Source organism: Sorangium sp. So ce327, assembly GCF_051530205.1.
In the GTDB taxonomy this organism is placed as follows: domain Bacteria; phylum Myxococcota_A; class Polyangia; order Polyangiales; family Polyangiaceae; genus Sorangium; species Sorangium cellulosum_B.
Genome location: NZ_CP150330.1, coordinates 433,804 through 459,182, shown reverse-complemented (window position 1 = coordinate 459,182; position 25,379 = coordinate 433,804). Strand labels below are relative to the sequence as shown.

Genomic DNA, 25,379 nt, shown 5'->3' with positions numbered 1-25,379 from the left:
TCGCGCCGGCGCCCTCGCGCGGCGTCCTACGCGCTCAGCTGTTCGCGCTCCCTCGCCGCCGCCCGCCGGATGCGCGTCTTCAGCCAGGCCTCGATGAGCGGCCACACCGTGAGCGGCGCGTCCCGGCCGACGACGATGTCGAGGTGGCCGCGCGGGAACTCGCGGTACGTCTTGTCCGAGGAGCGGCTGAAATCGTACGCAGGCTTCACCGACGCCGGCGGCGCGAGGTCGTCGTGCGTGCCCGCGATGACCAGGAGCGGCAGGTCGAGCTGCTCGAAGCGGTCGGCGTAGCCGAAGAGGCTCCCCATGTGGTGGCCGCTCTTCCGCGACGCCGCCGCGTCCAGGAACATGTTCCGGAGCACCGTGATGCTGCCGCTGTCCATCGCCAGCGACATGTGCTGCGTGAGCACCCGCGTCTCCATCGAGCCGGGCACGAACCCCCGGATCGGCAGCGGAAAGATCGGGCTCTCGACGAACGCCCGCACGAACCGGAACGGCTCGCCCCAGGCCGACAGCGGGAGCGCCCCCTGCCCGAGCGGGACGCGCCGGTCGACCGTCAGCATCAGCCGGCCGAGCAGCGCGAGCGACCGCGACCCGTGCGTGAACAGGTACGGGCTCCCGAGCGTGACGATCCCGCCGACCGCGTCCCCCATCGTCGGCGCCGTCGCGTAGCCGACGAGCCCCCCGAGCGAGTGGCCGATCAGGTACACGGGCCGCGGGCCCGAGATGCGCCGGATCTCCTCGATCGCCGCCGGCACGTCCTCGCGGACGAAATCGGTCACGTGGGCCGGCCGCCGCGCCCCGAGGTGCCGCGACCGACCGTGCCCCCGCAGGTCCAGGTTGAAGACGTCGAAGCCCGCGCGCGCCAGGTAGTTCGAGAAGCTCCGCGACGGCAGGTGCCAGATGTACCGGTTCTGGCCGTACCCGTGGACCAGCAGCACGCTCGCCACCGTGCTCCGGAGCCGCGCGCTCCGCTTGCGGATCATCGCCAGCGGCACGTCCCGCTCCACCGACTCCGCGTCCTCCACCCCCGGCGCGCGCGCCCCCTCGATGCCACGGCTCGCGCTCGCCGGCGGCGACTCGTGCGCGGTGCTGCGGACCCGCACCACCACGAGCTCCTTGATGAACCTGTCCCGCTCGTCGCGGTCGATCGTCTGCTCGACCTGGGCCTGATGCAGGATCATCCTTTCCGTCTATTGCGGATTATTTTGCTGTGTGCAACCTCGTTTGGTCCGCCAGCAATGCCACCGCCGTGGGGCCCTGCCGCGCCGATATCGCACGGCCGCCGACGGCGATCACGAGCAGCCGCGCTCTGGCGCGCCGTCATGGAAAAAGCTCCGCCGTGGGCGGTCCGCGGGCGTCACATGGCGCTGCGTCTCGTGTACCCTCCCCTCCGCTGGTGCCCGGTCCACCGGGGCGCGCGGAGAACCCGATGCTGGCCTCGGCGCGCCCGTTCCGTGGGCGCGGAGCCCGGCCCTGAACTTACGCATCGCTAGGTGACCTACAATGGACCACGTGAAGATGGGTCGGCAGCTCGCGGTCGGGGTGCACGCAAGGGCCGCCGCGCTCGCCGCATTGCTCGGCGCCGTGAGCTTCTCATCGAGCGCCGGCGCGCAGCCCAAGGACGACGCCGAAGGCAACCTGGACGACTCCGCCGCTGCCGAGAAGCAGGCCGCGGACGAGAAGGCGCAGGACGACAAGGCGCCCGGCGAGAAGGACAAGCCGCAGGAAGCGCCGCCCGAGGCGGCGGATGAGAACGCCCCGTTCGAGCGCGAGGGCAAGACCTATCGGTTCGCCGGGCTCCGGTTCCGGAACCTCATCGTGCCGAAGGCGATGATCAACCTCTTCGCGGACGGCGGGTCGAGCGTGAACGTGTTCACCTTCGGCCCGGAGCTCTCGACGCGCAGGGACGGGCTCGAGATCGATCTGGCGATCTCCTACGCGGACTACTCGATGGATCCCTTCCTCTTCAAGGGGAAGAACGACGGCAACGACGCCTGGGAGATGGTGTCGAGCACCATGAAGCTCGTCTACTTCACGACCGATCTCCTCTACGAGATCCCGCTCGACAAGGAGAAGGGCCGCTTCTCCCTGCTGATCGGCGGCGGCGTCGGGCTCGGCGTCGTCTTCGGCAACCTCTACCGCGCGCAGGCGTACCCGAACAACCCGTCGCGCCTCGACCCCGACGACGTGGGCTCGTGGAGCAAGTGCGCCGGCCCGACCGGCGGCTTCTGCGACGGCTCCAACGAGCATTTCGGCGACTACGACGAGCCGAGCTGGATCAACGGAGGCTCCAAGCCGTCGGTGTTCCCGTGGATCTCGTTCCCGCAGCTCAGCTTCCGGTACAAGCCGATCAAGCAGCTTCAGACGCGGCTCGACGCCGGCTTCTCCATCACAGGGTTGTTCTTCGGGCTGTCCGCGGGGTATGGCCTCTGATCGAGGGATGAGGTGACGTCGCGTCCGCTGTTTCCGCCGCGTTATGAGCCGATCGGGGCCCTCGGAAAGGGCGGTGGTGGCGAGGTGTGGGCGGTGCGCGACCGCCTCACCGGCAAGACGGTCGCGCTGAAGACGCTCGGCGAGGAGGCGGATGAGCCGGAGGTGCTCGCGCTCGTCCGCGAGGCGGCGGCGCTGTCGGGCGTCGAGGGCCTCGGCGTGCCGCGCGTGCTGCGCTTCGGCCGGCTGCCCGCGTCAGGGCGGCCCTTCATGGTGCGCGAGCTCGTCGAGGGGACGAGCCTCGCCGATCTGCTCGCGCGCAAGGGCGACCTGGCCAGGAACCTCGCGGCCATCGCCGACGCGGCCGATCAGCTGACGCGCCTGCACCGCGCGCTCCTGCTGCACGGCGACGTGAAGCCCGCGAACATCATCGTCGGCGAGGGCGGCCGCGCCACGCTCGTCGACCTCGGCCTCGCCGCGCCGTTCCGGGACGACGGCTCGCGGCCCGTGGGCCTCACGCCCCGCTACGCCGCGCCGGAGCTCTTCAAGGGCGACCCGCTCACCGTCCGCGCCGAGGTGTTCGCGCTCGGCGCGACGCTCGCCGAGGCCCTCCGCGACAGCGGGGGCGAGCGTGATCCGAAGGTCGTCGAGGCGCTCCAGGGGGTCGTCGACCGGGCGACCGCCAAGGACCCGAACGCGCGCTACCCGAGCGCGGACGAGCTCGCGAACGCGCTCCGGCGCGCGGCGCGGCTCCCCTCCGGGCCCGGAGAGGAGGCCGCGAGGCCGGGCGAGGCGGGCGCGCGGCCCGACGCGGACGCGGGCGCCGTGGTCTGGCCCATCGTCGGGCTGGACGCGCCCTCCACGCGGCTGCTCGCGCAGATCATGGCGCTGCCCGCGGGCGGCGGGCTCTCGATCGAAGGCCCGCGCGCCTCCGGGCGGAGCGCGCTGCTCCGGCGCATCGCGTGGTCGCTCGAGGTCGGCGGGTACGCCGTCGCGTGGGTCGAGGCGGCCGGCGTGGCAGACCCGCGCGAGGCGCTCTCGATCGAGCTGTCGGAGCACGATCTCGGCCGGGTGACGGCGCTCGTCGACGACGCCGATCGGCTCGGCGACGCGGCGATCGAGCGGCTCGACGAGGTGCGGAAGGCCGGCGGCAAGCTCGTGCTCGTGCTCGGGGATCCATCGGACAGCGGCGCGAACCGGGCGCCAGGCGCGCGGCGCGGCGCGCGCGGTGCGCCCACGGGCGGCGCGCCTTCACCCGCGCGCCTGGGCCGCGGGTTCGAGCGCTTCGAGATGGCGCCGCTCGACGAGCAGATCGCCCGCGAGCTCGTGCAGCGCACCATCCCGTCGCTGAGCGACGCGGTGGCGGCGCACGTCGTCTCCCGCGCGGGGCGGTGGCCCGGGCGCATCCGCGAGATCGTCGCGTGCATCGCGCGCGCGCCCGTCGCGTCGACCGAGGACGTCGATCGGCTGCTCGACGCGCCCCCGACGAGCGCGGTGGCGTCCGGGCCGGGCGGCGCGGGCGCCGAGGGGGCGGCGCTGCCGCCGGCGGAGATCCACCGGCTGCTCGACCGCGGCCACTTCGACGCGGCCGCGGAGGCGCTCGGGCGGCACGAGGGCGACGGCTCGGCCGCCGCGGTGCCCACCTTGACGCTCGCGCGCGCGCGGCTCGCCATGAACCGCGGCGACACGGCGCGGGCGCTCGCCGAGCTCGGGCGCGTGAAGGACCAGGTCGAGGCCTCGGACGATCACGCGCTGGCGGCGTTCTGGTCGCTGCAGATGGCCCGCGCGCTCGTGCGCGCCGGCGACTACGGCGAGGCGGAGCGCCGCGCGGGCGAGGCCGTGGAGCGGGTGGGCCCGCTCAAGATCGAGGCGGGGCTGACCGGCGCGTCGCGCCCCGAGCTCACGACGGCCGCCGCGTTCGGCGCCTCGCCGGAGGCGATCGTCGCCGAGGCGGTGGCGACGCGCGGGCTCGCGCAGAGCTTCGCCTCGCGGCACGAGGACGCGAAGCGCACGCTGGAGCACGCGGTCCGGCTCGCGCGGCTCACCGGAGAGCCGCGGATCCTGTCGGTCGCGCTCGTGTCGCTCGCCTTCGCGCTCCAGCGGGACGACCGCCTCAGCGAGGCGAAGGCGGTCTACGAGGAGGCGCTCACGGCCGCGGAGCAGGCCGGCGACGCGGGCACGCTCGCGACGACCCGCCTGAACCTCGCCGCGCTCACGAAGCTCCAGGGCGACCTCGGCGCGGCCATCCGCCACCTCGAGGCCGCCGTCGATCTGGGCCGGCGCTCCGGCCGCGTGGCGACGATCCGCCAGGCGCTCCTCAACCTCGCCAACCTCGACCTCTACCTCGGGCGGCTCGCGCGGGCCCGGGTGTCGCTCGACGCGCTCGCCGCCCAGCGCGCGGATCTCGCGCCGCAGCAGCAGGCGCAGCTGCTCGCGCTCGAGGCGGAGCACGCGGCGCGCTCGGGCGATCTCGAGCAGGCCGAGCGGCTCTGCCTCGAGTGCGCCGAGGCGTACGAGGCGATGGGCCGGCGCATCGACGGGGTCGAGGCGCGGCTCGAGCGCGTGCTCTTCGCGGTGGCGCGCGCCGGCGCGGATCCGCGCGCCCTCGGCGAGGAGATCGACGTGGCGTCGGAGCGCCTTGGGACGACCGGCGCCCACCGCGCCCTGCTCGCGCTCGCGCGCGGCCGCGTCGCGGCGGTCGCGCGCGACGAGTGGCGGGCCCGCGCGGCGTACGACGAGGCGCTCGACGCGGCGCGCGCCGCGGGCCAGCGCGACTGGATCTGGCGCGCGCTGGAGGCGCGGGCGCAGCTCGAGACGGAGCGGGGGCACCTCATCCGGGCGCGCCACGACCGCGAGGAGGCGCTGATCACGCTGGAGGAGATCGCCTCGAAGCTGCCGCGCGACCTCCGGGAGGTGTTCTGGAACGACGCGCGGCGCAAGGAGATCCGGGCGGCCGCGATGCTCGAGCTGATGAGCAGCCGCACGGTGCCGTTCACCCAGCAGAGCGCGGCGGCTCAGGCAGGCGCGGCGGCCCCGCAGGGCGAGGACCGGCTGGCGCGGGTCCTCGAGATCAACCGCGAGATCGCCGGCGAGCACGACCTCACGCGCCTGCTCGCGAAGGTGACCGATCATGCGATCGCGCTCCTCCAGGCGGAGCGCGGGTTCATCATCCTGCAGCGCCCGCCGCGCGACGAGCTGCAGCAGGTCGCGGGCGAAGGCGCGGTCGATCTCTCGATCCACGCCTCGCGCGATCAGGCGGGGGACGACCCGCACGCGCGCTTCTCCAGCTCGATCGCCGAGCGGGTGATCTCCACGGGCGAGCCGGTCGTGACCGCGAGCGCGCGGGACGACGCGCGCATGAGCGATTACGTCTCGGTGCACCAGCTCATGCTGCAGTCGGTCGCGTGCGTTCCGATCCGGCAGCGGAGCGGGCAGGTGATCGGCGCGCTGTACCTGGAGACCCGGCTGAGCGCGGCGGCGAAGTTCGAGGTGGAGCTCCCGACGCTGACGGCGCTGGCCGATCAGGTCGCCATCGCGATCGAGACGGCGCGCCTCGTGAGCGAGAACGAGCGCCGCGCCCGCGAGCTCGAGCGCGCGAACGAGGAGCTGCGCGCGGCGCGCGCCAAGCTGGAGGAGCTCCTCGGCCACCGCACCGCGCAGCTGGCCGCGACGCGGCGGGATCTGCGCTCGGCGCGCGCGGTGATCCGCGGCCATTTCGGCTACGAGGGCCTGGTCGGCACGAGCGAGGCGATGCGCCGCGTCTACGCGCTCATCGACCGGGTGAAGGACACGGACATCCCGATCCTGATCACGGGCGAGAGCGGGACGGGCAAGGAGGTCGTCGCGCGGACGATCCACAACGCGAGCCCGCGGGCGAAGAAGCCGTTCGTCGGCGTCAACTGCGGCGCGATCCCGGAGCACCTGCTGGAGAGCGAGCTCTTCGGGCACGTCCGCGGCGCGTTCACGGGCGCCGATCGCGACCGGAAGGGGCTCTTCCGGGAGGTGACCGGCGGCACCATCCTGCTCGACGAGATCGGGGAGATGCCGCAGAAGATGCAGGCGGGGCTGCTGCGCGTGCTGCAGGAGAAGGTCGTCCGTCCGGTCGGCGGCGCGCGTGAGGAGCCGGTGGACGCGCGGGTCATCGCGGCGACGCACCGGGATCTCGCCGACATGGTCTCGCGGGGCACGTTCCGCGAGGATCTCTACTACCGGCTGCACGTCGTCGAGGTGCGGGTGCCGTCGCTGCGCCAGCGGATCGAGGACATCCCGCTGCTCATCGACTACTTCCTCGGGATCTTCGCCGCGCGCTACGGCCGCGATCGCCGCAGCGTGTCCCGCGCCGCGCTGAAGCGGCTGTCGGCGTACAACTGGCCCGGGAACGTGCGGCAGCTCGAGAACGTGCTGCTCAACGCGTGGGTCCTGTCGGATCGCCCCGAGCTGGAGAGCGAGGACTTCGAGCTCCCCGACGCGGCGCCTCGGTCGCTGCGGGGCTCGCTCGACAGCGGCGCCACGCCCCCGCCGCGAGCGCCCGCTGGCGGCGGGGCGCCCGCGAGCGCGGGCCGGGCTCCGCCGTCGAGCGACCCGCATCGCGTCGAGACGTCGCTGGACGCGCACAAGGCGAGCGAGCGGGAGCGGATCCTCGTCGCGCTCTCGAGCTGTAACTGGAACCGGGTGAAGGCGGCGCAGGTCGTGGGCCTGCCGCGCCGGACGTTCTACCGGCGCCTCAAGGAGTACGGGATCCAGTGACACGGGGGCCGCGCTCGGGGCAGGGCGCGGCGGCGAAGCGGGCGGAGCACTGGCGCCGCGGCCGGAGCACCCGTGTCCGCGCGGCGGCGTGTCAGCTCGCCCAGAGGACCGAGAGATCGAGCTCGATGGCCTCGAAGGGCTCGGCGCGGACGCGTGTGGCATCGCGGTGGACGACGGCGGGCCCCCAGCGACGATCCTCGCCGAGCACATAGACCTCGAGCGTCCGCTCGATCGGGTCGACCAGCCACGCGTGCCGCACCCCCTCGCGCGCGTAGATGGGCATCTTCACCTGCCGCTTGTACTCTTCCGTCAGCGGGTCCAGGACATCGCACATCCAGTCCGGCGCCAGCTCAACGTACGCCGTCTCGGGGAGCTCTGGCATGCGCTCACGGCGCCACCCCACGAGGTCCGGAACGAGCACGTCCGTGTCATCCGGCGAGCCTCGGTCGGGGAAGTGCAGCTCAGGTCCGTTCAGAATCCACCAATCCCCCGGCAGCCCATGGCCATGGTCCCGGGGCGCCCTGGCACCGGGGCGGAGCTCGCCGAGAAGAGCTGATCTTGCCAGAGCATTCCGCGGGGCAGACCGCGAGGTGATGTGCAGCACGCCCCCGATGAGCTCCGCCACCTTGTTCGGTGGGACAGCTTCGAGGTCGGCGTACGTCGCGCGGCGCTGCTTCTCGGCGGGCTGGCCCATCGGCGAAGCCTGCCCGGGGGCGGATGGCGCGGCAAGGCGGCGAGACGTGCGGGGTAGACCCGCCAATAACAGCTGGAAGCGCCGCACTTCACGGCGCATCATCCCGGCCACGGGACCCACGTGAGCGATCGTTCGAACCTCGCCGCCTCCATCGACGGCGCGCCCCTCGCCGACGAGGAGGCGCGCGATCTCTGGACGCGGTTCAGCCGGTACATGGATGAGCACCGCGGCGACATGGCGGGCTTCGCGCGCGAGAACGGCTACGTGAGCGTGACGCCGACCTTCGAGCGCGGGCAGGCGCTGCTCGTCGTCCGGACGACGGAGGCGCCGCCGGAGAAGCCGGCACAGCGCCCCGGCGGAGCGAAGCCGGCACAGCGCCCCGGTGGAGAGAAGCCGGCACAGCGCCCCGGCGGAGAGAAGCCGGCCCCGCGCCCCGGTGGAGAAAAGCCAGCGCCGCGCCGCAAAGGCGGCAGCAAGCCAGCGCGCGGCAGGCGGCGGCGCTGAGCGCCCACCGTACGGGCGCGAATCGCGAGCTGCCTCGATCCCGGCGGAAAGGCGCCCCGCTCGGCCGGAGCCTCACCGCGACTTGCCGGCCCCTCCGGGGAAGTCCTTGCGCTTGATCTTGGCGCGCCGGCCGTCGGGGTGGTGGAACACGATCCCCTCGGCGAGGTGGCCCGGGGCGAAGCGGCTCTCCAGGTGCTGGAACAGGCCGCGGAGGCCGTCATAGGTCCTCGGGACGTCATCGTAGACGGGGATCTCGAGGTTGAACGGCACGACCATGTGCCTGGCGAGCCCGAGCGGGTTGCCCTGAATGCTCGGTCCGAGCGCCTCCGCCGAGTGCTCGCCGTCCGGCCAGCCCTGGAACTCCGTCCCGCGAACCGCCTCGAAGATCCACCTGTCTTCCGGGCCGTGCTCGTCGGCGTCGACGTACCAGCCGTCGATGATTCCCTGCTGCTTCTGGAGCTTGCTCGGGTTCCTGCGCTTCTCGACCCGGACCACGTGGCCCGAGCGGATGGTCAACCGCACGTTCGTGCCGTCGAGCTTCTCGGTGGGACGGCCCTCGCCCGCAAAGACCCACTCGCACCCCTCCCGCGGCTTCGGGAGCACCTTGAAGTCGTCGCCGCGATCGAAAATCGTCGGAATCTTCTCCATGACCTGAATGCCCTTTCGTACGTGGCCGAGCAGCTCGTCAGGGGTGATGACGCCCCCAGCGAGCCCGCTCGCCAGCGCACGCACCAGCTCCGCGACAGAGGTGTTCGCCTCGAGCGCGACGCGCTTCAGCGCCATCCGCTCCTCCGGCGAGATCCACGCGACAAGGCGTGACCAGCCTTCGGGCGGAACCCATGTCGCGAGCTGCTGCGGATCCTTCCTCGGTCTGCCGCGCGGGCGGCCTGGCGCTGTCACGAGCTTCAAGGTAGCCCGATTTTCTATTGTGTCAATTAGCAAAACAAAAATTGGGAGCGAGGCGGGAGAGGTAGGAACAGGTAAGACGTCGAGTGCTGCCCTCGTGTCGAGCGCTGCTCTCGTGGAGATCGGGAGACAGGGCGAGCTCCGCGAAGGCGCGCGTGGAAGCGCGCCTGGGGACATCGGGGGCTCCGTGCGCGGTGACGCCCTCGCCCTGCAACAGGGCAGCTGGTCTGCCGACGCGGGTTCAGTCGGGGAGGATCCAGGTGGCCTTGGCGGTGCAGCCGTAGGCGTCGAGCGCGCCGGGGTGCGTGAGGGGGACGAGCTTGGTCTGGCCCTTCGCGAGCGGCCCGGTGACCGAGCGGGTGTAGGGCCCCGGATCGCCGTAGTAGTGCGTGACGGTGAAGGTGATCTTCGCATCTTCCGGAACGCCAAAGAGCGAGGTGTTCTTGATCGCGGCGTTCGGGTTGAAGATGCTGGGATAGGTGATCGAGCAGGAGAGGTTCACGGTCTTCGTGACCGGGCCGCCGCCGTCATCCCCGCCGGGGCCGATGATCGCCTCTGCGCCCTCGCCCACGACCTCGGCGGCGTCGCTCGCGCCCTCATCGACGCTGTCGCCCTCGAGCGGCTCGGCGATGCAGCCGACGAGCGAGGAGGAAGAGATGAGCGAGCAGAGGAGCAGGTTCTTGATGTTCATGGTGGTGTGTCCTTGGGCCTTGTGTTCGCGCTCGCGAGATCGCGTGTCGACGGCCTCTTTGCGAGCTCGAGCTCGCCTCGGCGTCCCTCGTCGCTGTCTCGCGGCGTCGCATCCGGATAGAGCAACCGGCGGGCCAGGTTGTCGGGGTGCTTCGGCCCGCCCTCGGCGCGCCCAGGATCCGCGGGGAAGACGGCCTATCTCGGGGTTTTTGCGCTCCACCGCGCCGCGCCGGCGGGCGCCCGCGCGGCGCGGTGGAGGTCAGAGCCCCCATGCCGACGGCGCGGGCCTCCACCAGGTGTCCTCTCAGGTGCTCTCTGGCCCGGAAGATGGCGGCAGGCCCAGACGCGAGCCGCGCCGCCGCGGGGGCCGGCGCTCCCCCTGAAGCCCCGCGACCGAACGCTCAGCGCCGGCGCCGTCGCGACGCCAGCGCGCCGAGCACGCCGAGGAGCATGACGCCGCCGAGATCGGCCGATCGGCCGGTCGTCGAGCAGGAGCACCCGGCATCGCCGCCAGACCCCTCATCGCCGCTCTTCGGCGTGTCGTCGGGATCGGCGCCGCCCGCGCCGCCCACCCCGCCGCTCGAGGCGACCGACGAGCTCACGGTCGCGCCCACGGTCGATCCGCCGCCGGTCGATGAGGAGGAGGAGGTCGACACGCTGCTGCCGTCCGCTCCGCCATCGCCCCCGCTGCCGCCGGCGCCGCCGGCGCCGCTGCCGCCGCCATCGAAGCCAGCGCACTCGGTCGAGCACTCGGTCGAGCATTCCCCGCAGATGCACTCGAGGATGCTGATATACATGCCGGCGCCCTCGGCATGGTCATCCATGCATCGCTCGACGCACGCGTCGTCCTGGCACTCGTTGACACAGCCGATGAATCCCCTGCACGCGTTCGACCCACCGCACGCGTCATAGGGCGCCCTGCAGGTGTCCGCGAGCGAATCGTTCGAGCAGCTATCGCAGCTGCCGCCGCCGCCGGCGGCAGCGCTCGCGGCGCTCGCGGCCGTGGTCCCGCCGATGGGATACAGCGCGCACACGCCATCGATGTCGTCCTGCTCGATGGTGCGCATCGACGAGCCCACGACATAGTAAGGGGTCATCGTCGCGCTCCGCTCGGCGGAGTGGCCGAGGCCCAGGAAATGCCCCTCTTCGTGCGTGGCGATCGACTGCGTGTCGACACAGCCGTTGTTGCCGGTGTCGTTCCAGCAAAACCCGACGTCGTTGAAGACCATGTCGGCGTCAATGATGGCGCCGTCGAAGCTCCAGACCGGCATCGTGACGCCGATGACCGAGTTGACGTCGCCGAGCATGTTCGGCCAGGAGGAGCTGATCCACTGAAACACGTTCTTGCCGTCGTTGTAGTTGTAACGATCGGTGGTGTCGCCGAGGAGCTCGACCTGCCACGCCGTACACCCCGCGTTCGACCAGGCCTCGAACCCGGTCTCGACACGGTCGACGGCGAAGGCGGAGATCTCGCCCGGGATCGTCGAGCGGTTGATGTAGTAGGTGACGGGCAGCTTGCCCCAGCGGGGGACCACGTCATCGAGCGGCGTCCACGCGGCGGCCTCACGGGCCACGGCGAGGGACGAGACGGCGCCGAGCAGGGCGGCGAGGGCGACGCGGCGCCTCACCTCACTTCCCTCCCGCGATGCGCACGACGTCCGTCATGAGGCTCTCGATGGGCTCGACCGCCTCGACGGGCGTCTCGACGGGCACCAGCGCGGCTCCGGTCCGCCGGACGAGGTGCAGCCCATCGAGGATGCGCCGCGCCATGCCCTTCTTGTCCACGTGATAGGCCGACAGCGCCAGCGCCGTGAGGTGCCACCGCCCCTTGTCGCCCGAGCGCAGGAAGACCACGGCGTCCTCGCCGGGCGAGAGCTTGGCGTCGCCGAGCAGCCGCTGTGTCTTGCCGTTGTAGGTCCCGCCCATCTGCTCCAGCACAATCATCTTCGACCCCCCCTTGTCCGCCGCGCCGCCCTTGAGCGGCTGGGTGATCGTGAGCTCGGTGCGGGTCACGATCGATTTTCCGTCGTCGGATTCCGCCGTGTACGATCGGCCGACGATCACGCGCGCGATCGTCGCCGACTGGCGCACGAGCTCCTCCCGCGAGAGAAGGACGGCCGTCGTCGCGTCCGCGGGCGCACCGATGCCTAGCAGAGCGAGCGCGGCGGACAGGGCGAGCACTGCTTTCAAGCCTCTCTTCATGTAGATGACTCCTTAAGACATTCTTTTCTATCCCGAAGCGCACGCGGCGGCCAGACAGGAAACAGCGCTGCAACGTGCTCGCGATGCCGTGGTGTTGCCCATCTGTCGTGACGGCGGATCATCACACCGCGGCGCGATGCCATGCCGACATGTACGGAAGCGGGCATTGGCGCCCGCGCCGTGGTGCGCCTGTATTTGTGCCGTACATGTAGACGACCCACTCCGGAGCTCTCGGGAGGAGATACCCCTTATCGGGTCATCCCGGCTCTCGGCAGCATCGGTCGGAGTCAGGGTGGTTGTCCGTCGATCCGGTCAACTCGCCATCAGCGTCATCAAAGGCTGTCCTCGCTCGCCGGGAGCGGCGCGCGGGTCCTCGGTGCGGCGCCGCGCCGCCCGCGGAGGCCCGGGGGCGCGGAGGCTCTCCCGGGCGCCCTCCGCGCGCCGGCGCGGCTCAGGGCCTCTCTCAGTCGAACCGCTTCAGGCCGTTCGGCGCCCTGGAGTCGCGCTTCGCGAACGCCTCGTCCCGGGCCACGACGCGGCCGGCGAGGACCGCCTCCGCGAGCTCGCGGTGCTCGGCGCTGGTCGCGCGATCGGCCCGCGCGAGCGCCTGCTCCGCCGCGGCGCGCGCCTCGGCCGCGCGGCCCGCGAGCGCGTGCGTCCGGGCGATCTCGGCGAGGGTCGCCGAGAGCTCCGCGGCGTTTCCCGACACGTCCAGGAGCCGCTTCGCGCCGAGGTAGAGCGACAGCGCCCCGGCGAGATCCCCCTGGATGCGCGCCAGATCGCCCCGCGCCCGCAGCACGCCGGCCTGACCCGCGCCGTCCTCGAGCACCTCGAACAGGGCGAGCGCCTGCTCGTAGTCCGAGAGCGCCTCCTCCAGATCCGACGCGTCGGCCGCCGCGACGCCCACGAGCTCGGCCACCAGCTCGAACTGCTTGCGGCGGAGATCGCCCCGCACCTTGAGCGTCGCGGCCTGCCCGCGGCGCTCGAAGCCCGTGCGGAACAGCGCGAGCGCCCGGTCGTAGTCGCGCACCGCGTCCACGAGGTCCTCCTGCACGGAGCGCAGATCGCCCCGCGCCTTGAGCACCGCGGCCTGGCCCAGGACCTCGCGCGTCGCCGTGAACAGCTCGAGCCCCTGGTCGTAATCCTTCTCGGCGCCCGCCAGATCCCCCTGCCGCACCCGGAGATCGCCCCGCGCCTTGAGCACGCCGGCCTGCCCGAGGTGGTCCTCGGTCGCCTGGTAGAGCGTGAGCGCCCAGTCGTAGTCGCGCGCGGCGCCCGTCACGTTGTCCTGGGCGAACCGCATGTCGCCCCGCGCCTTCAGCACGCTGGCCTGCCCGCTCCGATCCCCCGTGTCCTGGAAGAGCGCGAGCGCCGTGCTGTAGTCGCGCGCCGCTCCCGCCAGGTTGCGGAGCCGGACCCGCAGATCGCCGCGCGCCTTGAGCGCCCGCCCGTGCGCGGCGCCGTGAGGGCGGGCGCGAGGCGGCTCCGAGGGGCCCGGAGCGTCGGCGTCGCCGGCCGCCCCGCGCGACCCGGCCCGGGGCTTGAGCGGCTCGCGATCGCCGAGCTGCAGGAAGAGGTGGATCGCCAGATCGTAGTCGCACACAGCGCCGCCGAGATCGCCCTCCTCGGCGCGCGCGAAGCCCCGCGCCCGCAGCGCGTCGCCCTCCGCCGCGCGATCGCCCGCGGCCTGGAACAGCGCGAGCGCCTCGTCGTAGTCGCGCACCGCCTGCACCGGGACGCCCTCCCGCAAGCGCAGCGCGCCCCGATCCATGAACACCTGGGCCTGCCCGAGCGCGTCGCCCGTCGCCCGGAACATCGCGAGCGCCTCGTCGTAATCGCGCGCGGCGCCCGCGTAGTCGTTCCGCCGGAGGAGCAGGTTGCCGCGCTCCCGCAGCGCGTGGCCGCGCGCCTCCGGCGGGGTGCTGTTGAGGCTCGGAGGCGCCGCGCTCGAACGGGGCCCCCGCACCACCCCCTCGCCGAGCACCTCGGCCAGCGATCCGCTCCTCGGCGTGCAGCGATCCGTCACGCTGTCGAACGAGCGCTGCGTGGGAGGATCGCCGTCCACTCCCCTCAGCTCGGACTGGACTTCGGGAAGGCGACGCATGCCAGGCGGAACATCATACCGCGCCGGCGCCCCCCTCGTGGAGACATTGCGCGGTCAGCGCGGCGGCAGCGCTTGGTCTCCCTCCGCCGCCTCCGCCGCCCAGGTCGCGCGCGGCGGCGCGCCGACGGCTGGGGCCGCTGCCTTCGCGCACGTTGGCCCGCTCACGCAATCGGACGCGGGGCCGTGGGCTTCGCCCCGCACACCCCGGCCGTGAAACGCCGCAGGCGGTCGATCCTCAGAGGCCCTTGCGCGAGACAAGCACCGCGTCCCGCTCGACCTCGTACATCGCGTGGGTCACGAGCGCCGCAGCCGTGCGCTCGCGCACATGCACGACCCGCAGCTCGGCGTAGGTCTCGTCCGGCAGCAGCTCCTCGTCGACGCCGAACTTCGGCTCGTCGACCTGCGCCGGACGCTCGTCCTGCACCCGCGGCCGGACCGTGGCCAGCTTGCCGGCGCCGCTGATCTGCTGCAGCCAGCGGTCGCCCCGCCGGACCGCGAAGAAGCGCTGCCCCGGCTTCACGCCGTCCTTCTCGCCCTTGTCGATGAACACAACCTGGTGCTGCCCGACGAGCTGGTAGGGGTAGACGGCCGCGAGGATCTTCGCCTCGAGATCCGCCTCGGCGCCCACCGGCGGCACCACGTCGAGGCGCCGCAACACCGCGCCGACCCTGTCCGTGCGCTCGACAACGTCGAGCGACTCGATGAGCCGCGCGCGCACCATGTGCGTCTTCGGGTTGTAGCGATCCACGCGCGCCGTGCCGCGCACCGTCACGAGCTCGCCCTTCACGTCCCCGCTCTTCACCTTCTTGATCTCGCGGAAGATCGTCAGCTCCTGGCCGATCGAGACGTCGTGATCGTCCGAGAGGCGGAGGTAGACGTCGTCGCCCTCGCTGAGGAGCATCTGGTCGTCGGGGCTCGCGACGAGCTCCCCCCACGTGTCCTTCTTCACGTCGTCGACCCAGCCGAGCTCGCGCAGGAAGATCGTCTTCGACGGCACCCGCCCCCCGCGCCCCAGCTGGTTCGCGCCGAACCCGATGCTGCCGCGGGTCGGGCCCTCGCTCGGGTCGCGGAGCCGGATCCGGTCGCCCGGGTAGATCCAGTGCGGGTTCTGGAGCTGCGGGTTCAGCGCCCAGACCTGCGGCCACGCGTAGGGGTTCGTGTAGTACCTGCCCGAGATGTCCCAGAGCGTGTCGCCGCGCCGCACCGAGTGCGACTCGGGCACGAACTGCCCCTCGACGACGTAGCTGCCGTTCGCGCCGCCCTTCACCGAGGCGGCGCCCTCGCTCCGGCGGCCCAGATCGAAGCCGTCCGACGGGCGGGACGTGTCCGTCGTGCCCCGCGAGCTCGAGGGCAGGTGGGCGTTCGGATCGAACCCCGGCTGCGGATAACCCGGCACCACGACCTGCGTCTCGACGGTCGGCTCGCCCCTCGGGAGCTGGACCACGGTGACGCCCGGCGCCTGGCCGGCGCCCTCCTCGCCGCCCTGCTGGTCCTGAGCGCGCGCCAGCGGCGGCGCGGCGACGATCGCCAGGGAGACCAGGACCAGCGTTGCCTTCGCGGGGAACATCATCGCTTGCGCCTCGACAGGGTGGAGGGGGGCGGGCTCGACGGCGGCGACCCGCCCGTGGGCTCTTCGATCACGGCGCCGTTCGCGGTCGAGCGGAGCACCGGCGGCCGCGCGCCGTCGTCCTCCGGCGCGAGCCGCACCACCTCGAGGTCGGGCCTGTCCGGCTCCTCCGGGGGCACCGCGCGCGCCCCGGCCTCGTCAGGGCGCGCCGCGCTGCGGGCGCCGCCCCGCGAGCGCTCCAGCGAGCCCACACGATCCGCGAGCACCGCGTTCTCCGCGCGCACCCTGACGAGCTCCGCGCGCAGCTCGGAGAGCTGTCGTTCGACCGCGTCGTGCCCTCCGCCGCAACCGACGTTGAGCGCGGCGAGCGCGAGCGCCGTCGAGCCGATGCCCAGGCCAATCCTCATGGGACGCCCAGCCTACCCGCCGCCGCGCCGGCCGGCCAAACGCGCGGCGATCTCCGCGCCCAGCGACAGGACGCCGCGCGCCCCGACGGGGCGACGCGCCGCGCGCGCCGCGCTGGAACCACCGCACGCGACCGGAGGTGCGCGGCGCGACGTCACGCGTTACGGAGCGCGCGCAGTTCTGCTAGGGTCCCAGCCCGAGATCTGGGTGCGAGGGGTGAACGTGCGGAAACTCTTCCTGATTTTCCTTGTCGCGACGGCGTGCGCCGGCGCCGGCTGCGGTGACGACGGCCCCGGGCCCGCGGCGACGGAGTGCTTCGACTACAGCAAGTTCGACGGCACCACGCCCGAGGTGAGCTTCGCGGGCGAGGTCCTCCCCATCTTCCAGCGGTCCTGCGCGTTCAGCTCGACGTGCCACGGCGCCGAGGCCGGCTCGGCCGGGTTCGCGTACCTCGGCCCGCCGCTGATCGAGCAGGCCACGCAGGCGCAGATCGACGCGATCGTGGCCCAGAACGTCGGCGCCGCGTCGAGGGCGCCCTCCGGGATGGCGCGGATCACGGCCGGCGACCCCGCGAACAGCTTCCTCATGCACAAGCTCGACGACACCCTGAGCTGCGGGGACCTCGAGTGCGCCCCCGACGGCTGCGGGGACCCGATGCCCTCTGGCGGCGACCCCCTGCCCTCCGCGGAGCGTGACGTCATCCGCAGGTGGATCCAGCAAGGGGCCAAGGTCAATTGATCGGCCGGCTCTCCGGCCACGTCGTGGAAGAAGGCGACGAGGGCACGGTCGTCCTCGACGTCAGCGGGGTCGGCTACGAGGTGACCGTCCCGCTCGGGGCGCTGGGGCGCGCGCGCGGCATCGCCGCGAACGCGAAGGCCGGCTCGGACGCGATCACCCTGTTCGTCCACACCCACGTGCGCGAGGACGCGCTCCTCCTGTACGGCTTCGCGACGCGCGAGGACCGGGCGGCCTTCCGCGTGCTCATCGGCATCTCCAGCATCGGCCCGAAGATCGCGATGGCCATCCTCAGCGCGCTCGGCGCGGGGGAGCTCGCCGCGGTGATCACCCGCCGGGAGACCGCGCGCCTCACCGCCATCCCCGGCGTCGGCAAGAAGACCGCCGAGCGGCTCGTCCTCGAGCTGAAGGACAAGCTCGTCCACCTCCCCGCGGCCCCGCTCTCCCCCGCGGCCCCCCCGCCCGCGGCCACCGGCGCCAAGCAGGACCTCCTGCACAGCGCGCTCACCCGCATGGGCTACCGCCCGGCCGAGGCCGAGCGCGCCGTCACCGCCCTCGGCGCGCGCGTCGACAGCGCCCCGCTCGGCGACCTCGTGCGCGATGCGCTCGCGCTCCTCTCCAAGTGACCCACGCCGCCGGCGGCCGGCAAAACGCGATCGCCCGCGCCCGGAAAAACGCGGCCGCCCGCGCCCGGCGAGCCGCGATTTGCCCGGCAGAATCGCCCCGGCGAACGGGCGGGCGGCGGCGCGGGACCCCCGCTCGAGGGGCGGAGGAGCGACAGACAGTCGACAGAGGGCCGCCGCGGCGAATATGCTCCCGCCGCCGTTCGCCCTGGGACCCAGTCCGGTCGCTCGTTGTGAGGAGGCGTGGTGATCACCTGCCCGAAGTGCTCCAAAGAAAATCAGGACCATTACAAGTTCTGTCTCGGCTGCGGCGCCGAGCTGCCTCGCGACGTTTCGCCCAAGAAGTTCGCGGCAGGCACCCCGCCCCACGGCGTGCCGGCAGCGACGCGGGCGAAGGATTACGGCGATGAGCCGACCGCTATCGGCACCGGCGCCCAGAAGGGCCCCGCGGTCGCGCCCCCGCCGCCCGCGCTCGTCGATCCCGCGGCGTTCATCGCCCCGGCCCGCGGGGAGGACACCGGCGCCAGCAAGAAGGCCGCGTCCGCGACGCCGGCGGCGGCGGCCGGCGCAGGGACGGTCGTCTGTCCCCAGTGCCAGGAGCCCAACCCGCCGTCGAACAAGTTCTGCGCGCTGTGCGGCTTCAAGCTCGTCAAGCCGGCGGGCCAGGCCGCGCAGCCCTCCACGCCGATCGTCTCCACGTCGGGCGCCGCGAACGTCGTGCTGACGGCGCTCCGGGCCGACGGCACCGAGGCCGGCTCGTACACGCTGCCCACGAACCCCACGCTCATCGGGCGCGACTCGGGCACGATCTTCGGCGGCGACAGCTACCTCTCGCCGCGCCACGCGACGTTCTCGATCAAGGGCGGGCGGCTCTTCGTCAAGGACGAGGGCTCGCTGAACGGCGTCTACCGCAGGCTGCGCAGGGACACGCCGGTGCAGCTCGACAACGGCGACGTCTTCCGCATCGGCCAGGAGATCGTCCGCGTCGAGCCGCTCTCCCCGGCGCCCACGACCCCCGACGGCGTCGAGCGGCTCGGCAGCCCCTCGAAGGGCTACGTCGCGCGGCTCGCCCTCATCATCGGCAGGGACGCGACCGGCAACGCGTTCCCGGTCCCCGACACCGGCCTGCACCTCGGGCGCGAGCGCGGCGACATCCTCTTCCCCGAGGACGGCTACGTCTCCGGGCTCCACTGCCAGATCTCGCTCCAGGGCGGCCGGCTGTTCCTCACGGACCTCGGCAGCTCGAACGGCACCTTCCTCCGCGTCCTCGGCGAGACCGAGATCACGGGCGGCGACATCCTGCTCATGGGTCAGCAACTGTTCCGCATCAACGTCTGAGCGCGCGCCAGCGGCGCCTTGAGGGCGGCGACCGTCCCGCTCGCACAACCCGACGCCCCATCGTACGCTCAGCAGCCCTGAGGCACTCGCCATGGAAATGGTCCGCACCATCCGCGTGGTCGCCGCCGTGATTGAACAGGACGGCCGGTACCTGATCACCCAGCGCCGGCCGACCGCCGTGCTCCCGATGCTCTGGGAGTTCCCCGGGGGGCGCGTGGAGGAGACCGAGACGGACGCGGCCGCGCTGAAGCGCGAGGTCCGCCACCGGCTCGGCGTCGAGATCGAGGTGGGCCAGCTGATCTCGTTCGTGAGCCACCCCTACGAGCGCTACGTCGTCGATCTGTACCTCTACGAGTGCCACATCAAGAGCGGCGAGCTCGCCTCGCTGGCCGTGAACGCGTTCCGGTGGGTCACGAGCGCCGAGTTCGATCGCTACCCGTTCACGCCGGCGGACGAGGCCAGCATGAACAAGCTCCTCGGCATGACCTGACGCGCCCGCGCGCCCTTACAGCCGCGGCGAGCGCCGCAGCAGCACGAGGAACAACGGCCCGCCGAGCACCGCGGTCACCGCGCCCACCGGCGGCTCCGTGCCGAGCCACCGGAACAGGAGCCGCGCGACGAGGTCGCACGTGACGAGCAGGACCGCGCCGGCCACGAGCGACAGCGGCAGGAGCCGCCGGTGATCCGCGCCGCAGAGCCGGCGGACCGCGTGCGGGACGATCAGCCCGACGAAGCCGATGAGGCCCGTGCGGCTGACGATCGCGCCGACGACGCACGAGGACGCGAGGAAGACCCGGCGCTCGACGGCGCGGACGTCGACGCCCAGGGTCCCGGCCGACTCGTCGCCGAGCGAGAGGAGGTTCAGCCGCGCGGCGTCGGCGAGGAGCACGGCGCAGCCGGCGGCGACGTAGACGGCGACGCCGAGGAGGGCCGAGGTCGTGGGCAGCTCGACGAAGCCGATGAGCCACCGGAGCAGCTGCTGGGCGCGCGAGGGAGAGACGAGCGTCTTGAGGAAGGAGATGAGGCCCGCGGCGATGGAGTTCACGATGACGCCGGCGAGGAGCATCGAGGCGCCGGAGGTGCCCTCGGCCGCGCCGCGCGCGATGGCGTAGACGAGCAGCGTCGCGACGAGGCCGCCGGCGAGCGCCGCCGCGGGCAGGAGGGTGGCGCCGAGGACGGTCGTCGCGCCGACGCCGAGCGCGATCGCGACCGCGGCGCCGAGCGCGGAGCCGCCGGAGACGCCCAGCACGTACGGCTCGGCGAGCGGGTTCCTGAGCAGCGCCTGGAACGCGGCGCCCACGGCCGCGAGGCCGGCGCCGGAGACGGCCGCGAGGAGCACGCGCGGCAAGCGCACGTCGATGAGGAGGGTCCGGTCGAGGCCGGGCTCGGCGACGGCGCGCGCGATCGAGACGGGCTCGGCGCCGAGGAGGACGGCGAGGACGAGCGAGAGCACGAGCGCCGCGGGCGCGGCGGCGAGGACGAGCGCGCGGCGGGGGCCCCGGCCGGACGCCGGCGGCGCCGGGAGGGAGGGCGCGCTCGCTCGGCGCGGGGCGGGACCGGACACGGGCGACGTCAATCCTGGCCGCCTCCGCGCGCCGCGGGCGGCAGGGTGGCGGGCCCGCTGTTGCGCTCGGCGTTCCGCTCGTAGATGAGGCGCAGCCCGGTGAGCGTCAGGTCGTCGTCGACCTCCTCGATGGTCTCGGTCTGCGGCGCGATGAGCCGCGCCAGGCCACCGGTCGCGATGACGCGGCACGGGTAGCCGAGCTCCCGCCGGAGGCGGCCCACGAGCCCGTCGACGAGCCCCGCGTAGCCGTACACGATGCCCGACTGCATCGAGTGGACGGGGTTGCGGCCGACGACCCGGGGCGGGAGCGCGATCTCGACGCGGGACAGCCGCGCGGCGCGGGAGAAGAGCGCCTCGGCGCTGATCTGGATGCCCGGCGCGATGACGCCGCCCAGGTACTCTCCCTTCGGGGTCACGCAGTCGAACGTCGTCGCCGTGCCGAAGTCGACGACGATGACGCCGGCGGCGGCGTGATCCCCCCGGTCGTGCTCGGCCGCGTGCGCTCGCGCCGGCGCGGCGCGGGGCGCGGGCTCGGGCTGCCGCCGCACCCACTCGTGCGCCGCGACCGCGTTGACGATCCGGTCGGCGCCGACCTCGCGCGGGTTCTCGTAGAGGATGGCCATGCCGGTCTTGATGCCGGGCCCCACGACGAGCGGCTCGATCCCGAACGCCCGCTCGACGAGCCCCACCATCGTGTCGGTCAGCGTCGGCACGACGCTCGCGACGATCGCGCTGTCGATGCGGGCGAGGTCGACGCGGCGGAGGTCGAGCATCTGCCGGACGAGCACGGCGTACTCGTCCGAGGTGCGGGAGCGCGCGCTCTCGCAGCGGAGGTGGTGCTGGAGCACCTCGCCCTCCAGCACCCCGAAGCTGATGTTGGTGTTCCCGACGTCGATGGCGAGCAGCATGCTGGCCCGACTCTAGCGCCGCGCGCCCGGGATCCGGCCAGGATTTCGGACGCGCTGCCGGCGCGCGCGGCGCGCTGCCGCACGTCCGCCGCGCCCGGCCTTCAGCGCTTGCGCGCGAGCGTCACCCCGTCGCGCACGGTGAGCATGACCTTCTCGACCCGGGGATCGCGGAAGACGAGATCGTTGAAGGCGGCGATGGCGCGGCCGTCCACGCTCTCGGGGGCGAGGACCTCGCCGCTCCAGAGGGTGTTGTCTGCGACGATCAGCCCGCCGCGGCGGAGGCGCGGGAGGGCCTCCTCGTAGTAGGCCGGGTACCGCTCCTTGTCGGCGTCGATGAACACGAGATCGAAGGCAGGGCTCGCCGGCATGGCGCGCAGGGTGGCGAGCGCGTCGCCGAGCGCGATCCGGATCTTCCCGCCGTGCTCGCTGCGGTCGAAGAACGATCGGGCGATGCGGACCACCTCGGGGTCGCGATCGCACGTGATGAGCTCGCCGTCCGGCGGGAGCGCCTCGGCCATGCTGAGCGCCGAGTAGCCGGTGAACGTCCCGATCTCGAGCACCCGGCGCGCCTGCATGAGCGCGACCAGCATCCTGAGCAGGGAGCCTTCGACCCGCCCGACCTGCATGACCGCCCTCGGCTCGTGGGCCAGGGTGAACTCGCGCAGCTCATCGAGGAGCGCGGGCGGCGGCTCGGAGTGGTCGTGAACGTAGCGATCCAGCTCTGGATTGACGATAGCGATCATGGCGAGGCTCCTCGGCCGCGCACCGTAGCATCGGTGCGCGCTCCCTCCTCACCTCACCTTGAGCCGCCGGCGGCCTTCGCGGTAGCGTCGACCATGGCCTTCTCTTCCTGGAAGACGTGCGCCGCAGCGGCGCTCCTGGCGGCGGCCTGCAGCTCGACGGACGGCAGCCCCGGGACGGGCGGCTCCGGCGGAGCCGGCACGGGCGGCGCAGGCGGGGGCACGGGCGGCGCAGGCATGGGCGGCTCCGGCGGGGGCGCGGGCGGCGCAGGCGGCTCCGGCGGCGCAGGCGCTGGCGTGGGGGCGAGCTCCACGACGGCCGGCGGCGGCGCGGGGGGAGAGGCGGTCTACGATTGCGCGTCGCTCGGCGATCCGTGCACGACCTGCCTCGCCCTGCGCTGCCAGGAGAGCTATTGCGCGTGCCAGCGGAGCGCGGAGTGCGCCGCGCTGGGCAACTGCCTCCTCGGCTGCGCGGCGGAGGACGCGGCTTGCGAGCAGGCGTGCCTGACGGCGCACCGGGCGGGCATCTCGGGCATCTTCCTCGAGGGCGGCTGCGCGTCCGAGCGGTGCAGCGCGCAATGCCCATCGCGAGACGCGCTGTCCCCTTGCGCGTCCTGCCGGTCGACAGGGTGCGCAGCCGAGATGAACGCGTGCGTCGCCGAGCCGTCGTGCAGGGCAATGCTCGCGTGCGTGGATGCCTGCCGTGCGGACGGAGATGGCTGCCTGGAGGTGTGCTCGGCGATGCACGCGGACGGCGTGCAGGCTGCCGGGGTGGTCTTCGCATGCGAAGAGGCGCGGTGCGGGGCGGATTGCGAGTGACCGGTGAAACGCCGCGGGCCGCCATGCCGCGCCGCGCCGCGGGGGTCGACGCCCTGGGCGAACAGGCATAACATTCCGTCGTGGCCTTCCTCGGATTGCGCGAGATTGAGCGGGACCCGTACGCGGTCGTCCATCACGACCCCGCTCAGCAGCTCGTGCTCATCAAGCGATATTCGCTGAACTATCCGAGCATCGCGGCGATCGAGCTGAGCTTCGATCGCATCGATCGGTCGCTCGAGGCGATCGCCAGGCGGCACACGCTCCTGCTGGTCGACGCCCGCGACGCACCGCTGCGCAACGACGCCGGATTCGAGAATGCGTTCGCGCACTGTCACACGCGGCTGACGCAAGGTTTCAAGAAGACCGCGGTCCTCCTGAAGAGCGCGACCGGGGTGCTCCAGGTCGGCCGGCTTTCGAAGGGCTATGAAAAACCGATGGGCATTTTCACCCGCCCCGAGGACGCGCTCCACCACCTCGGCGTCAGCGTCGACCTGAAGCAGCTCACCGATCCCTGACGAGCCCCGCTCTAGGAAAGCGGTTTGCCGCCGGTTACACCGAGGACCTCGCCGTTGACGTAGATCGCCTCGTTCGAGGCGAGGAACACGAATGCGGGGGCGAGCTCGACCGGCTGCGCCGGGCGCTCCATTGGATGATTCTTGCCGAAGGTGGCCACCTTCTCCTTGTCGAACGATTGCTGGATGAGCGGCGTCCACACGGGGCCGGGCGCCACGACGTTGACGCGGATGCCACGCTCGATGAGGTCCTGCGCCAGGCCCTTGCTGAAGGTGACGATCGCCCCCTTCGTGGACGCGTAATCGAGGATCGCCGGGCTCGGCTGGTACGCCTGGATCGAGGCGACGTTGATGATCGAGCCGCCTTCCTTCATGTGCGGCAGCGCGTACCGGATCATGTGGAACATGGCCAGGATGTTGACGCGGAAGGTGCGCTCGAGGCGCGCTGCGTCGATGTCCTCGAACCGCTCGACGGCCTTGCCCTGCTCCGCCGCGTTGTTCACGAGGACATCGATGCGCCCGAATTTACGCGCCACCTCCTCGACCACCTTCCGGCAATGAGCCTCGTCGGCCAGGTCGCCGGGTAGCGTGAGCGCCTCGCGCCCCGCCTCCTTGATGACCCGCGCCGTCTCCTTCGCGTCCTCGTGCTCGCTCAGGTAGGAGATCGCCACGTGGGCCCCCTCGCGGGCGAACGCGAGCGCGACGGCTCGGCCGATCCCGCTGTCCCCTCCGGTGATCAGCGCGATGCGGTCCTTCAGCCGGCCGAGCCCCTTGTACGACGACTCGCCGTAATCGGGTCTCGGATCCATCTTGGCTTCGATTCCGGGACGCTCCTGTGTCTTGCCCTCGAAAGGCGGCTTCGGGCCCGCGCCTTTCGGATCCGCTGCCGGTCCAGTGTTCTGCATAACCTCCTCCTGACGCTGCGATGTCGTGAGAGGCCGAACGCGCTCCCACCGAACCCTGGCCATAAGGGCGGCGGCACAGCCCGGCCATCGGTGGCCGCCTGCTCTCCAGATCGGAGGCGCCCCTACACCGGCGCAGCGACCAGCGAGCGGCGCGCCGTCGGACCCTCGCCGGGCGCTCCCGAGCGGACACGGCGGCAGACATCTCTCGTGGATCGACGTGATCGAGCAGACGGCGCGCGCCACTGTCGCGCGGCACCGCCACGACCTGTCACGTCAAGGCTTGACAGGCGACAGCTGGTCCGGTGTCTTCACCCTGCGTTGTCTCGCGGCACGCCGCCGGCGAAGACGCGGAGGAGAACCGTGGTGATGAAACACGTCGACGAGAGCCGTCTGGAGTCAGATCTCGAGTATCGGTTCGGTTATCTCATCGAGTTTGTCGGCTTCGGCGAGGCGGACATCGCGGCGATCCACGGCGCCGCGCCGCACCTCGCCCCGCGGGTCGAGGCGCTCGTCAACGCGGTGTACGAGAAGCTGTTCCTCTACGACGCCACGAAGCGCCACTTCGTGCCGAAGCAGCACGGCTACGAGGGGGCGCCCCCGGTCGACCTCGCGTCGCTCACGATGGACCACGAGCAGATCAAGTTCCGCAAGCAGCACCTCGCAGCCTACCTCGTCCGGCTCGTGACCCATCCGTACGATCCGAAGATGGTCGCCTACCTCGATATGGTGGGGAAGATCCACACCGCGAAGGCCGGCAATCCCGAGGTCGTCGTCCCGCTCGTGCAGATGAACGCGCTCATGGGCTTCGTGTCGGACGCCCTGCTCCAGACCATCCTGTCGCTGGGCCTCGACCGCGAAACCGAGGTGCGCACCCTCCGCGCGTTCAACAAGCTGCTCTGGCTCCAGAACGACCTCCTCGCGCGCCACTACGTCTCGGCGGCCTGATCCCCCTCCCCTTCCGGCCATGTGTCGCCCGCCGGGACG

Annotated in this window: 23 protein-coding genes; 10 read left to right on the top strand and 13 right to left on the bottom strand. The window is 72.5% G+C overall.

Going from position 1 to position 25,379, the window contains the following annotated elements:
* Nucleotides 1–26: 26 nt before the first annotated feature.
* Nucleotides 27–1,184 carry an alpha/beta fold hydrolase gene (locus WME95_RS01720; RefSeq protein ID WP_437906716.1) on the bottom strand — a complete coding sequence of 386 codons (1,158 nt, stop codon included), beginning with the start codon at nucleotides 1,182–1,184 and terminating at the stop codon, nucleotides 27–29.
* Nucleotides 1,185–1,506: 322 nt separating this feature from the next.
* Between WME95_RS01720 and WME95_RS01715 the strand changes: the two genes are divergently transcribed.
* Nucleotides 1,507–2,436 (top strand): hypothetical protein, encoded by a 930-nt coding sequence (locus WME95_RS01715; RefSeq protein ID WP_437548939.1) that lies wholly within the window; start codon nucleotides 1,507–1,509, stop codon nucleotides 2,434–2,436.
* Between the two features lie 12 nt (nucleotides 2,437–2,448).
* Complete coding sequence (locus WME95_RS01710) at nucleotides 2,449–7,179, top strand: sigma 54-interacting transcriptional regulator (RefSeq protein WP_437906714.1); 4,731 nt, start codon at nucleotides 2,449–2,451, stop codon at nucleotides 7,177–7,179.
* Between the two features lie 91 nt (nucleotides 7,180–7,270).
* Here WME95_RS01710 and WME95_RS01705 read toward each other — a convergent pair whose 3' ends face one another.
* On the bottom strand, nucleotides 7,271–7,873 hold the full coding sequence (locus WME95_RS01705; protein ID WP_437906712.1) for a Uma2 family endonuclease: 603 nt from the start codon (nucleotides 7,871–7,873) through the stop codon (nucleotides 7,271–7,273).
* A 120-nt stretch (nucleotides 7,874–7,993) separates the two neighbouring features.
* On the opposite strand from WME95_RS01705, the gene WME95_RS01700 reads away from it, so the two are divergent.
* Complete coding sequence (locus WME95_RS01700; protein WP_437906710.1) at nucleotides 7,994–8,377, top strand: hypothetical protein; 384 nt, start codon at nucleotides 7,994–7,996, stop codon at nucleotides 8,375–8,377.
* A gap of 72 nt (nucleotides 8,378–8,449) precedes the next feature.
* On the opposite strand, the gene WME95_RS01695 is transcribed toward WME95_RS01700, so the two are convergent.
* The 7 genes from WME95_RS01695 to WME95_RS01665 form a co-directional block, all read right to left on the bottom strand.
* Nucleotides 8,450–9,160, bottom strand: a complete 711-nt coding sequence (locus WME95_RS01695; RefSeq protein WP_437906708.1) for a hypothetical protein — start codon at nucleotides 9,158–9,160, stop codon at nucleotides 8,450–8,452.
* Between the two features lie 364 nt (nucleotides 9,161–9,524).
* Nucleotides 9,525–9,974, bottom strand: a complete 450-nt coding sequence (locus WME95_RS01690) for a hypothetical protein (protein ID WP_437548928.1) — start codon at nucleotides 9,972–9,974, stop codon at nucleotides 9,525–9,527.
* Nucleotides 9,975–10,374: 400 nt separating this feature from the next.
* A complete protein-coding gene (locus WME95_RS01685; protein ID WP_437906706.1) occupies nucleotides 10,375–11,601 on the bottom strand; it encodes a matrixin family metalloprotease in 1,227 nt (408 codons plus the stop codon).
* A gap of 1 nt (nucleotide 11,602) precedes the next feature.
* The gene (locus tag WME95_RS01680) at nucleotides 11,603–12,175 is read right to left on the bottom strand and encodes a hypothetical protein (RefSeq protein WP_437548924.1); all 573 of its coding nucleotides are present in this window, start codon (nucleotides 12,173–12,175) and stop codon (nucleotides 11,603–11,605) included.
* 463 nt (nucleotides 12,176–12,638) lie between these two features.
* The gene (locus WME95_RS01675) at nucleotides 12,639–14,279 is read right to left on the bottom strand and encodes a tetratricopeptide repeat protein (RefSeq protein WP_437906704.1); all 1,641 of its coding nucleotides are present in this window, start codon (nucleotides 14,277–14,279) and stop codon (nucleotides 12,639–12,641) included.
* Nucleotides 14,280–14,514: 235 nt separating this feature from the next.
* On the bottom strand, nucleotides 14,515–15,849 hold the full coding sequence (locus WME95_RS01670; protein WP_437906702.1) for a LysM peptidoglycan-binding domain-containing protein: 1,335 nt from the start codon (nucleotides 15,847–15,849) through the stop codon (nucleotides 14,515–14,517).
* A complete protein-coding gene (locus tag WME95_RS01665; RefSeq protein WP_437906700.1) occupies nucleotides 15,846–16,253 on the bottom strand; it encodes a hypothetical protein in 408 nt (135 codons plus the stop codon). The genes WME95_RS01670 and WME95_RS01665 overlap by 4 nt, the downstream gene beginning before the upstream one ends.
* Before the next feature lie 214 nt (nucleotides 16,254–16,467).
* Between WME95_RS01665 and WME95_RS01660 the strand changes: the two genes are divergently transcribed.
* The 4 genes from WME95_RS01660 (at nucleotide 16,468) to WME95_RS01645 (ending at nucleotide 19,437) form a co-directional block, all read left to right on the top strand.
* Nucleotides 16,468–16,989, top strand: coding sequence for a hypothetical protein (locus tag WME95_RS01660; protein WP_437906698.1), 522 nt, complete (start codon nucleotides 16,468–16,470; stop codon nucleotides 16,987–16,989).
* A complete protein-coding gene (ruvA, locus tag WME95_RS01655) occupies nucleotides 16,986–17,612 on the top strand; it encodes a Holliday junction branch migration protein RuvA (RefSeq protein WP_437906696.1) in 627 nt (208 codons plus the stop codon). Before WME95_RS01660 ends, ruvA begins: the two co-directional genes overlap by 4 nt.
* A 243-nt stretch (nucleotides 17,613–17,855) precedes the next feature.
* The gene (locus WME95_RS01650; RefSeq protein WP_437906694.1) at nucleotides 17,856–18,947 is read left to right on the top strand and encodes an FHA domain-containing protein; all 1,092 of its coding nucleotides are present in this window, start codon (nucleotides 17,856–17,858) and stop codon (nucleotides 18,945–18,947) included.
* Between the two features lie 91 nt (nucleotides 18,948–19,038).
* Nucleotides 19,039–19,437 (top strand): (deoxy)nucleoside triphosphate pyrophosphohydrolase, encoded by a 399-nt coding sequence (locus WME95_RS01645; RefSeq protein ID WP_272097380.1) that lies wholly within the window; start codon nucleotides 19,039–19,041, stop codon nucleotides 19,435–19,437.
* A gap of 15 nt (nucleotides 19,438–19,452) precedes the next feature.
* Here WME95_RS01645 and WME95_RS01640 read toward each other — a convergent pair whose 3' ends face one another.
* From WME95_RS01640 to WME95_RS01630, 3 genes are all read right to left on the bottom strand, one after another.
* Complete coding sequence (locus WME95_RS01640) at nucleotides 19,453–20,511, bottom strand: FecCD family ABC transporter permease (RefSeq protein WP_437906692.1); 1,059 nt, start codon at nucleotides 20,509–20,511, stop codon at nucleotides 19,453–19,455.
* Between the two features lie 8 nt (nucleotides 20,512–20,519).
* Nucleotides 20,520–21,419: a type III pantothenate kinase gene (locus tag WME95_RS01635; protein WP_437715229.1), complete on the bottom strand. Its 900-nt coding sequence runs from the start codon at nucleotides 21,417–21,419 to the stop codon at nucleotides 20,520–20,522.
* A gap of 101 nt (nucleotides 21,420–21,520) precedes the next feature.
* Nucleotides 21,521–22,162 carry an O-methyltransferase gene (locus WME95_RS01630; RefSeq protein ID WP_437906690.1) on the bottom strand — a complete coding sequence of 214 codons (642 nt, stop codon included), beginning with the start codon at nucleotides 22,160–22,162 and terminating at the stop codon, nucleotides 21,521–21,523.
* Between the two features lie 93 nt (nucleotides 22,163–22,255).
* Between WME95_RS01630 and WME95_RS01625 the strand changes: the two genes are divergently transcribed.
* Nucleotides 22,256–22,978 (top strand): hypothetical protein, encoded by a 723-nt coding sequence (locus tag WME95_RS01625; protein WP_437906688.1) that lies wholly within the window; start codon nucleotides 22,256–22,258, stop codon nucleotides 22,976–22,978.
* Between the two features lie 80 nt (nucleotides 22,979–23,058).
* Complete coding sequence (locus WME95_RS01620) at nucleotides 23,059–23,493, top strand: hypothetical protein (protein WP_437715226.1); 435 nt, start codon at nucleotides 23,059–23,061, stop codon at nucleotides 23,491–23,493.
* 11 nt (nucleotides 23,494–23,504) lie between these two features.
* Here WME95_RS01620 and WME95_RS01615 read toward each other — a convergent pair whose 3' ends face one another.
* Nucleotides 23,505–24,395, bottom strand: coding sequence for an SDR family oxidoreductase (locus WME95_RS01615; RefSeq protein ID WP_437548900.1), 891 nt, complete (start codon nucleotides 24,393–24,395; stop codon nucleotides 23,505–23,507).
* A 366-nt stretch (nucleotides 24,396–24,761) separates the two neighbouring features.
* Between WME95_RS01615 and WME95_RS01610 the strand changes: the two genes are divergently transcribed.
* On the top strand, nucleotides 24,762–25,340 hold the full coding sequence (locus tag WME95_RS01610; protein ID WP_437906685.1) for a protoglobin family protein: 579 nt from the start codon (nucleotides 24,762–24,764) through the stop codon (nucleotides 25,338–25,340).
* Nucleotides 25,341–25,379 lie beyond the last annotated feature (39 nt).

Coding starts and splice junctions, on each gene's coding strand:
- WME95_RS01720 (WP_437906716.1), bottom strand. CDS start 1,184: ATGATCCTGCATCAGGCCCAGGTCGAGCAGACGATCGACCGCGACGAG.
- WME95_RS01715 (WP_437548939.1), top strand. CDS start 1,507: ATGGACCACGTGAAGATGGGTCGGCAGCTCGCGGTCGGGGTGCACGCA.
- WME95_RS01705 (WP_437906712.1), bottom strand. CDS start 7,873: ATGGGCCAGCCCGCCGAGAAGCAGCGCCGCGCGACGTACGCCGACCTC.
- WME95_RS01695 (WP_437906708.1), bottom strand. CDS start 9,160: ATGGCGCTGAAGCGCGTCGCGCTCGAGGCGAACACCTCTGTCGCGGAG.
- WME95_RS01690 (WP_437548928.1), bottom strand. CDS start 9,974: ATGAACATCAAGAACCTGCTCCTCTGCTCGCTCATCTCTTCCTCCTCG.
- WME95_RS01680 (WP_437548924.1), bottom strand. CDS start 12,175: ATGAAGAGAGGCTTGAAAGCAGTGCTCGCCCTGTCCGCCGCGCTCGCT.
- WME95_RS01675 (WP_437906704.1), bottom strand. CDS start 14,279: ATGCGTCGCCTTCCCGAAGTCCAGTCCGAGCTGAGGGGAGTGGACGGC.
- WME95_RS01670 (WP_437906702.1), bottom strand. CDS start 15,849: ATGATGTTCCCCGCGAAGGCAACGCTGGTCCTGGTCTCCCTGGCGATC.
- WME95_RS01665 (WP_437906700.1), bottom strand. CDS start 16,253: ATGAGGATTGGCCTGGGCATCGGCTCGACGGCGCTCGCGCTCGCCGCG.
- WME95_RS01645 (WP_272097380.1), top strand. CDS start 19,039: ATGGAAATGGTCCGCACCATCCGCGTGGTCGCCGCCGTGATTGAACAG.
- WME95_RS01635 (WP_437715229.1), bottom strand. CDS start 21,419: ATGCTGCTCGCCATCGACGTCGGGAACACCAACATCAGCTTCGGGGTG.
- WME95_RS01630 (WP_437906690.1), bottom strand. CDS start 22,162: ATGATCGCTATCGTCAATCCAGAGCTGGATCGCTACGTTCACGACCAC.
- WME95_RS01625 (WP_437906688.1), top strand. CDS start 22,256: ATGGCCTTCTCTTCCTGGAAGACGTGCGCCGCAGCGGCGCTCCTGGCG.
- WME95_RS01615 (WP_437548900.1), bottom strand. CDS start 24,395: ATGCAGAACACTGGACCGGCAGCGGATCCGAAAGGCGCGGGCCCGAAG.
- WME95_RS01610 (WP_437906685.1), top strand. CDS start 24,762: ATGAAACACGTCGACGAGAGCCGTCTGGAGTCAGATCTCGAGTATCGG.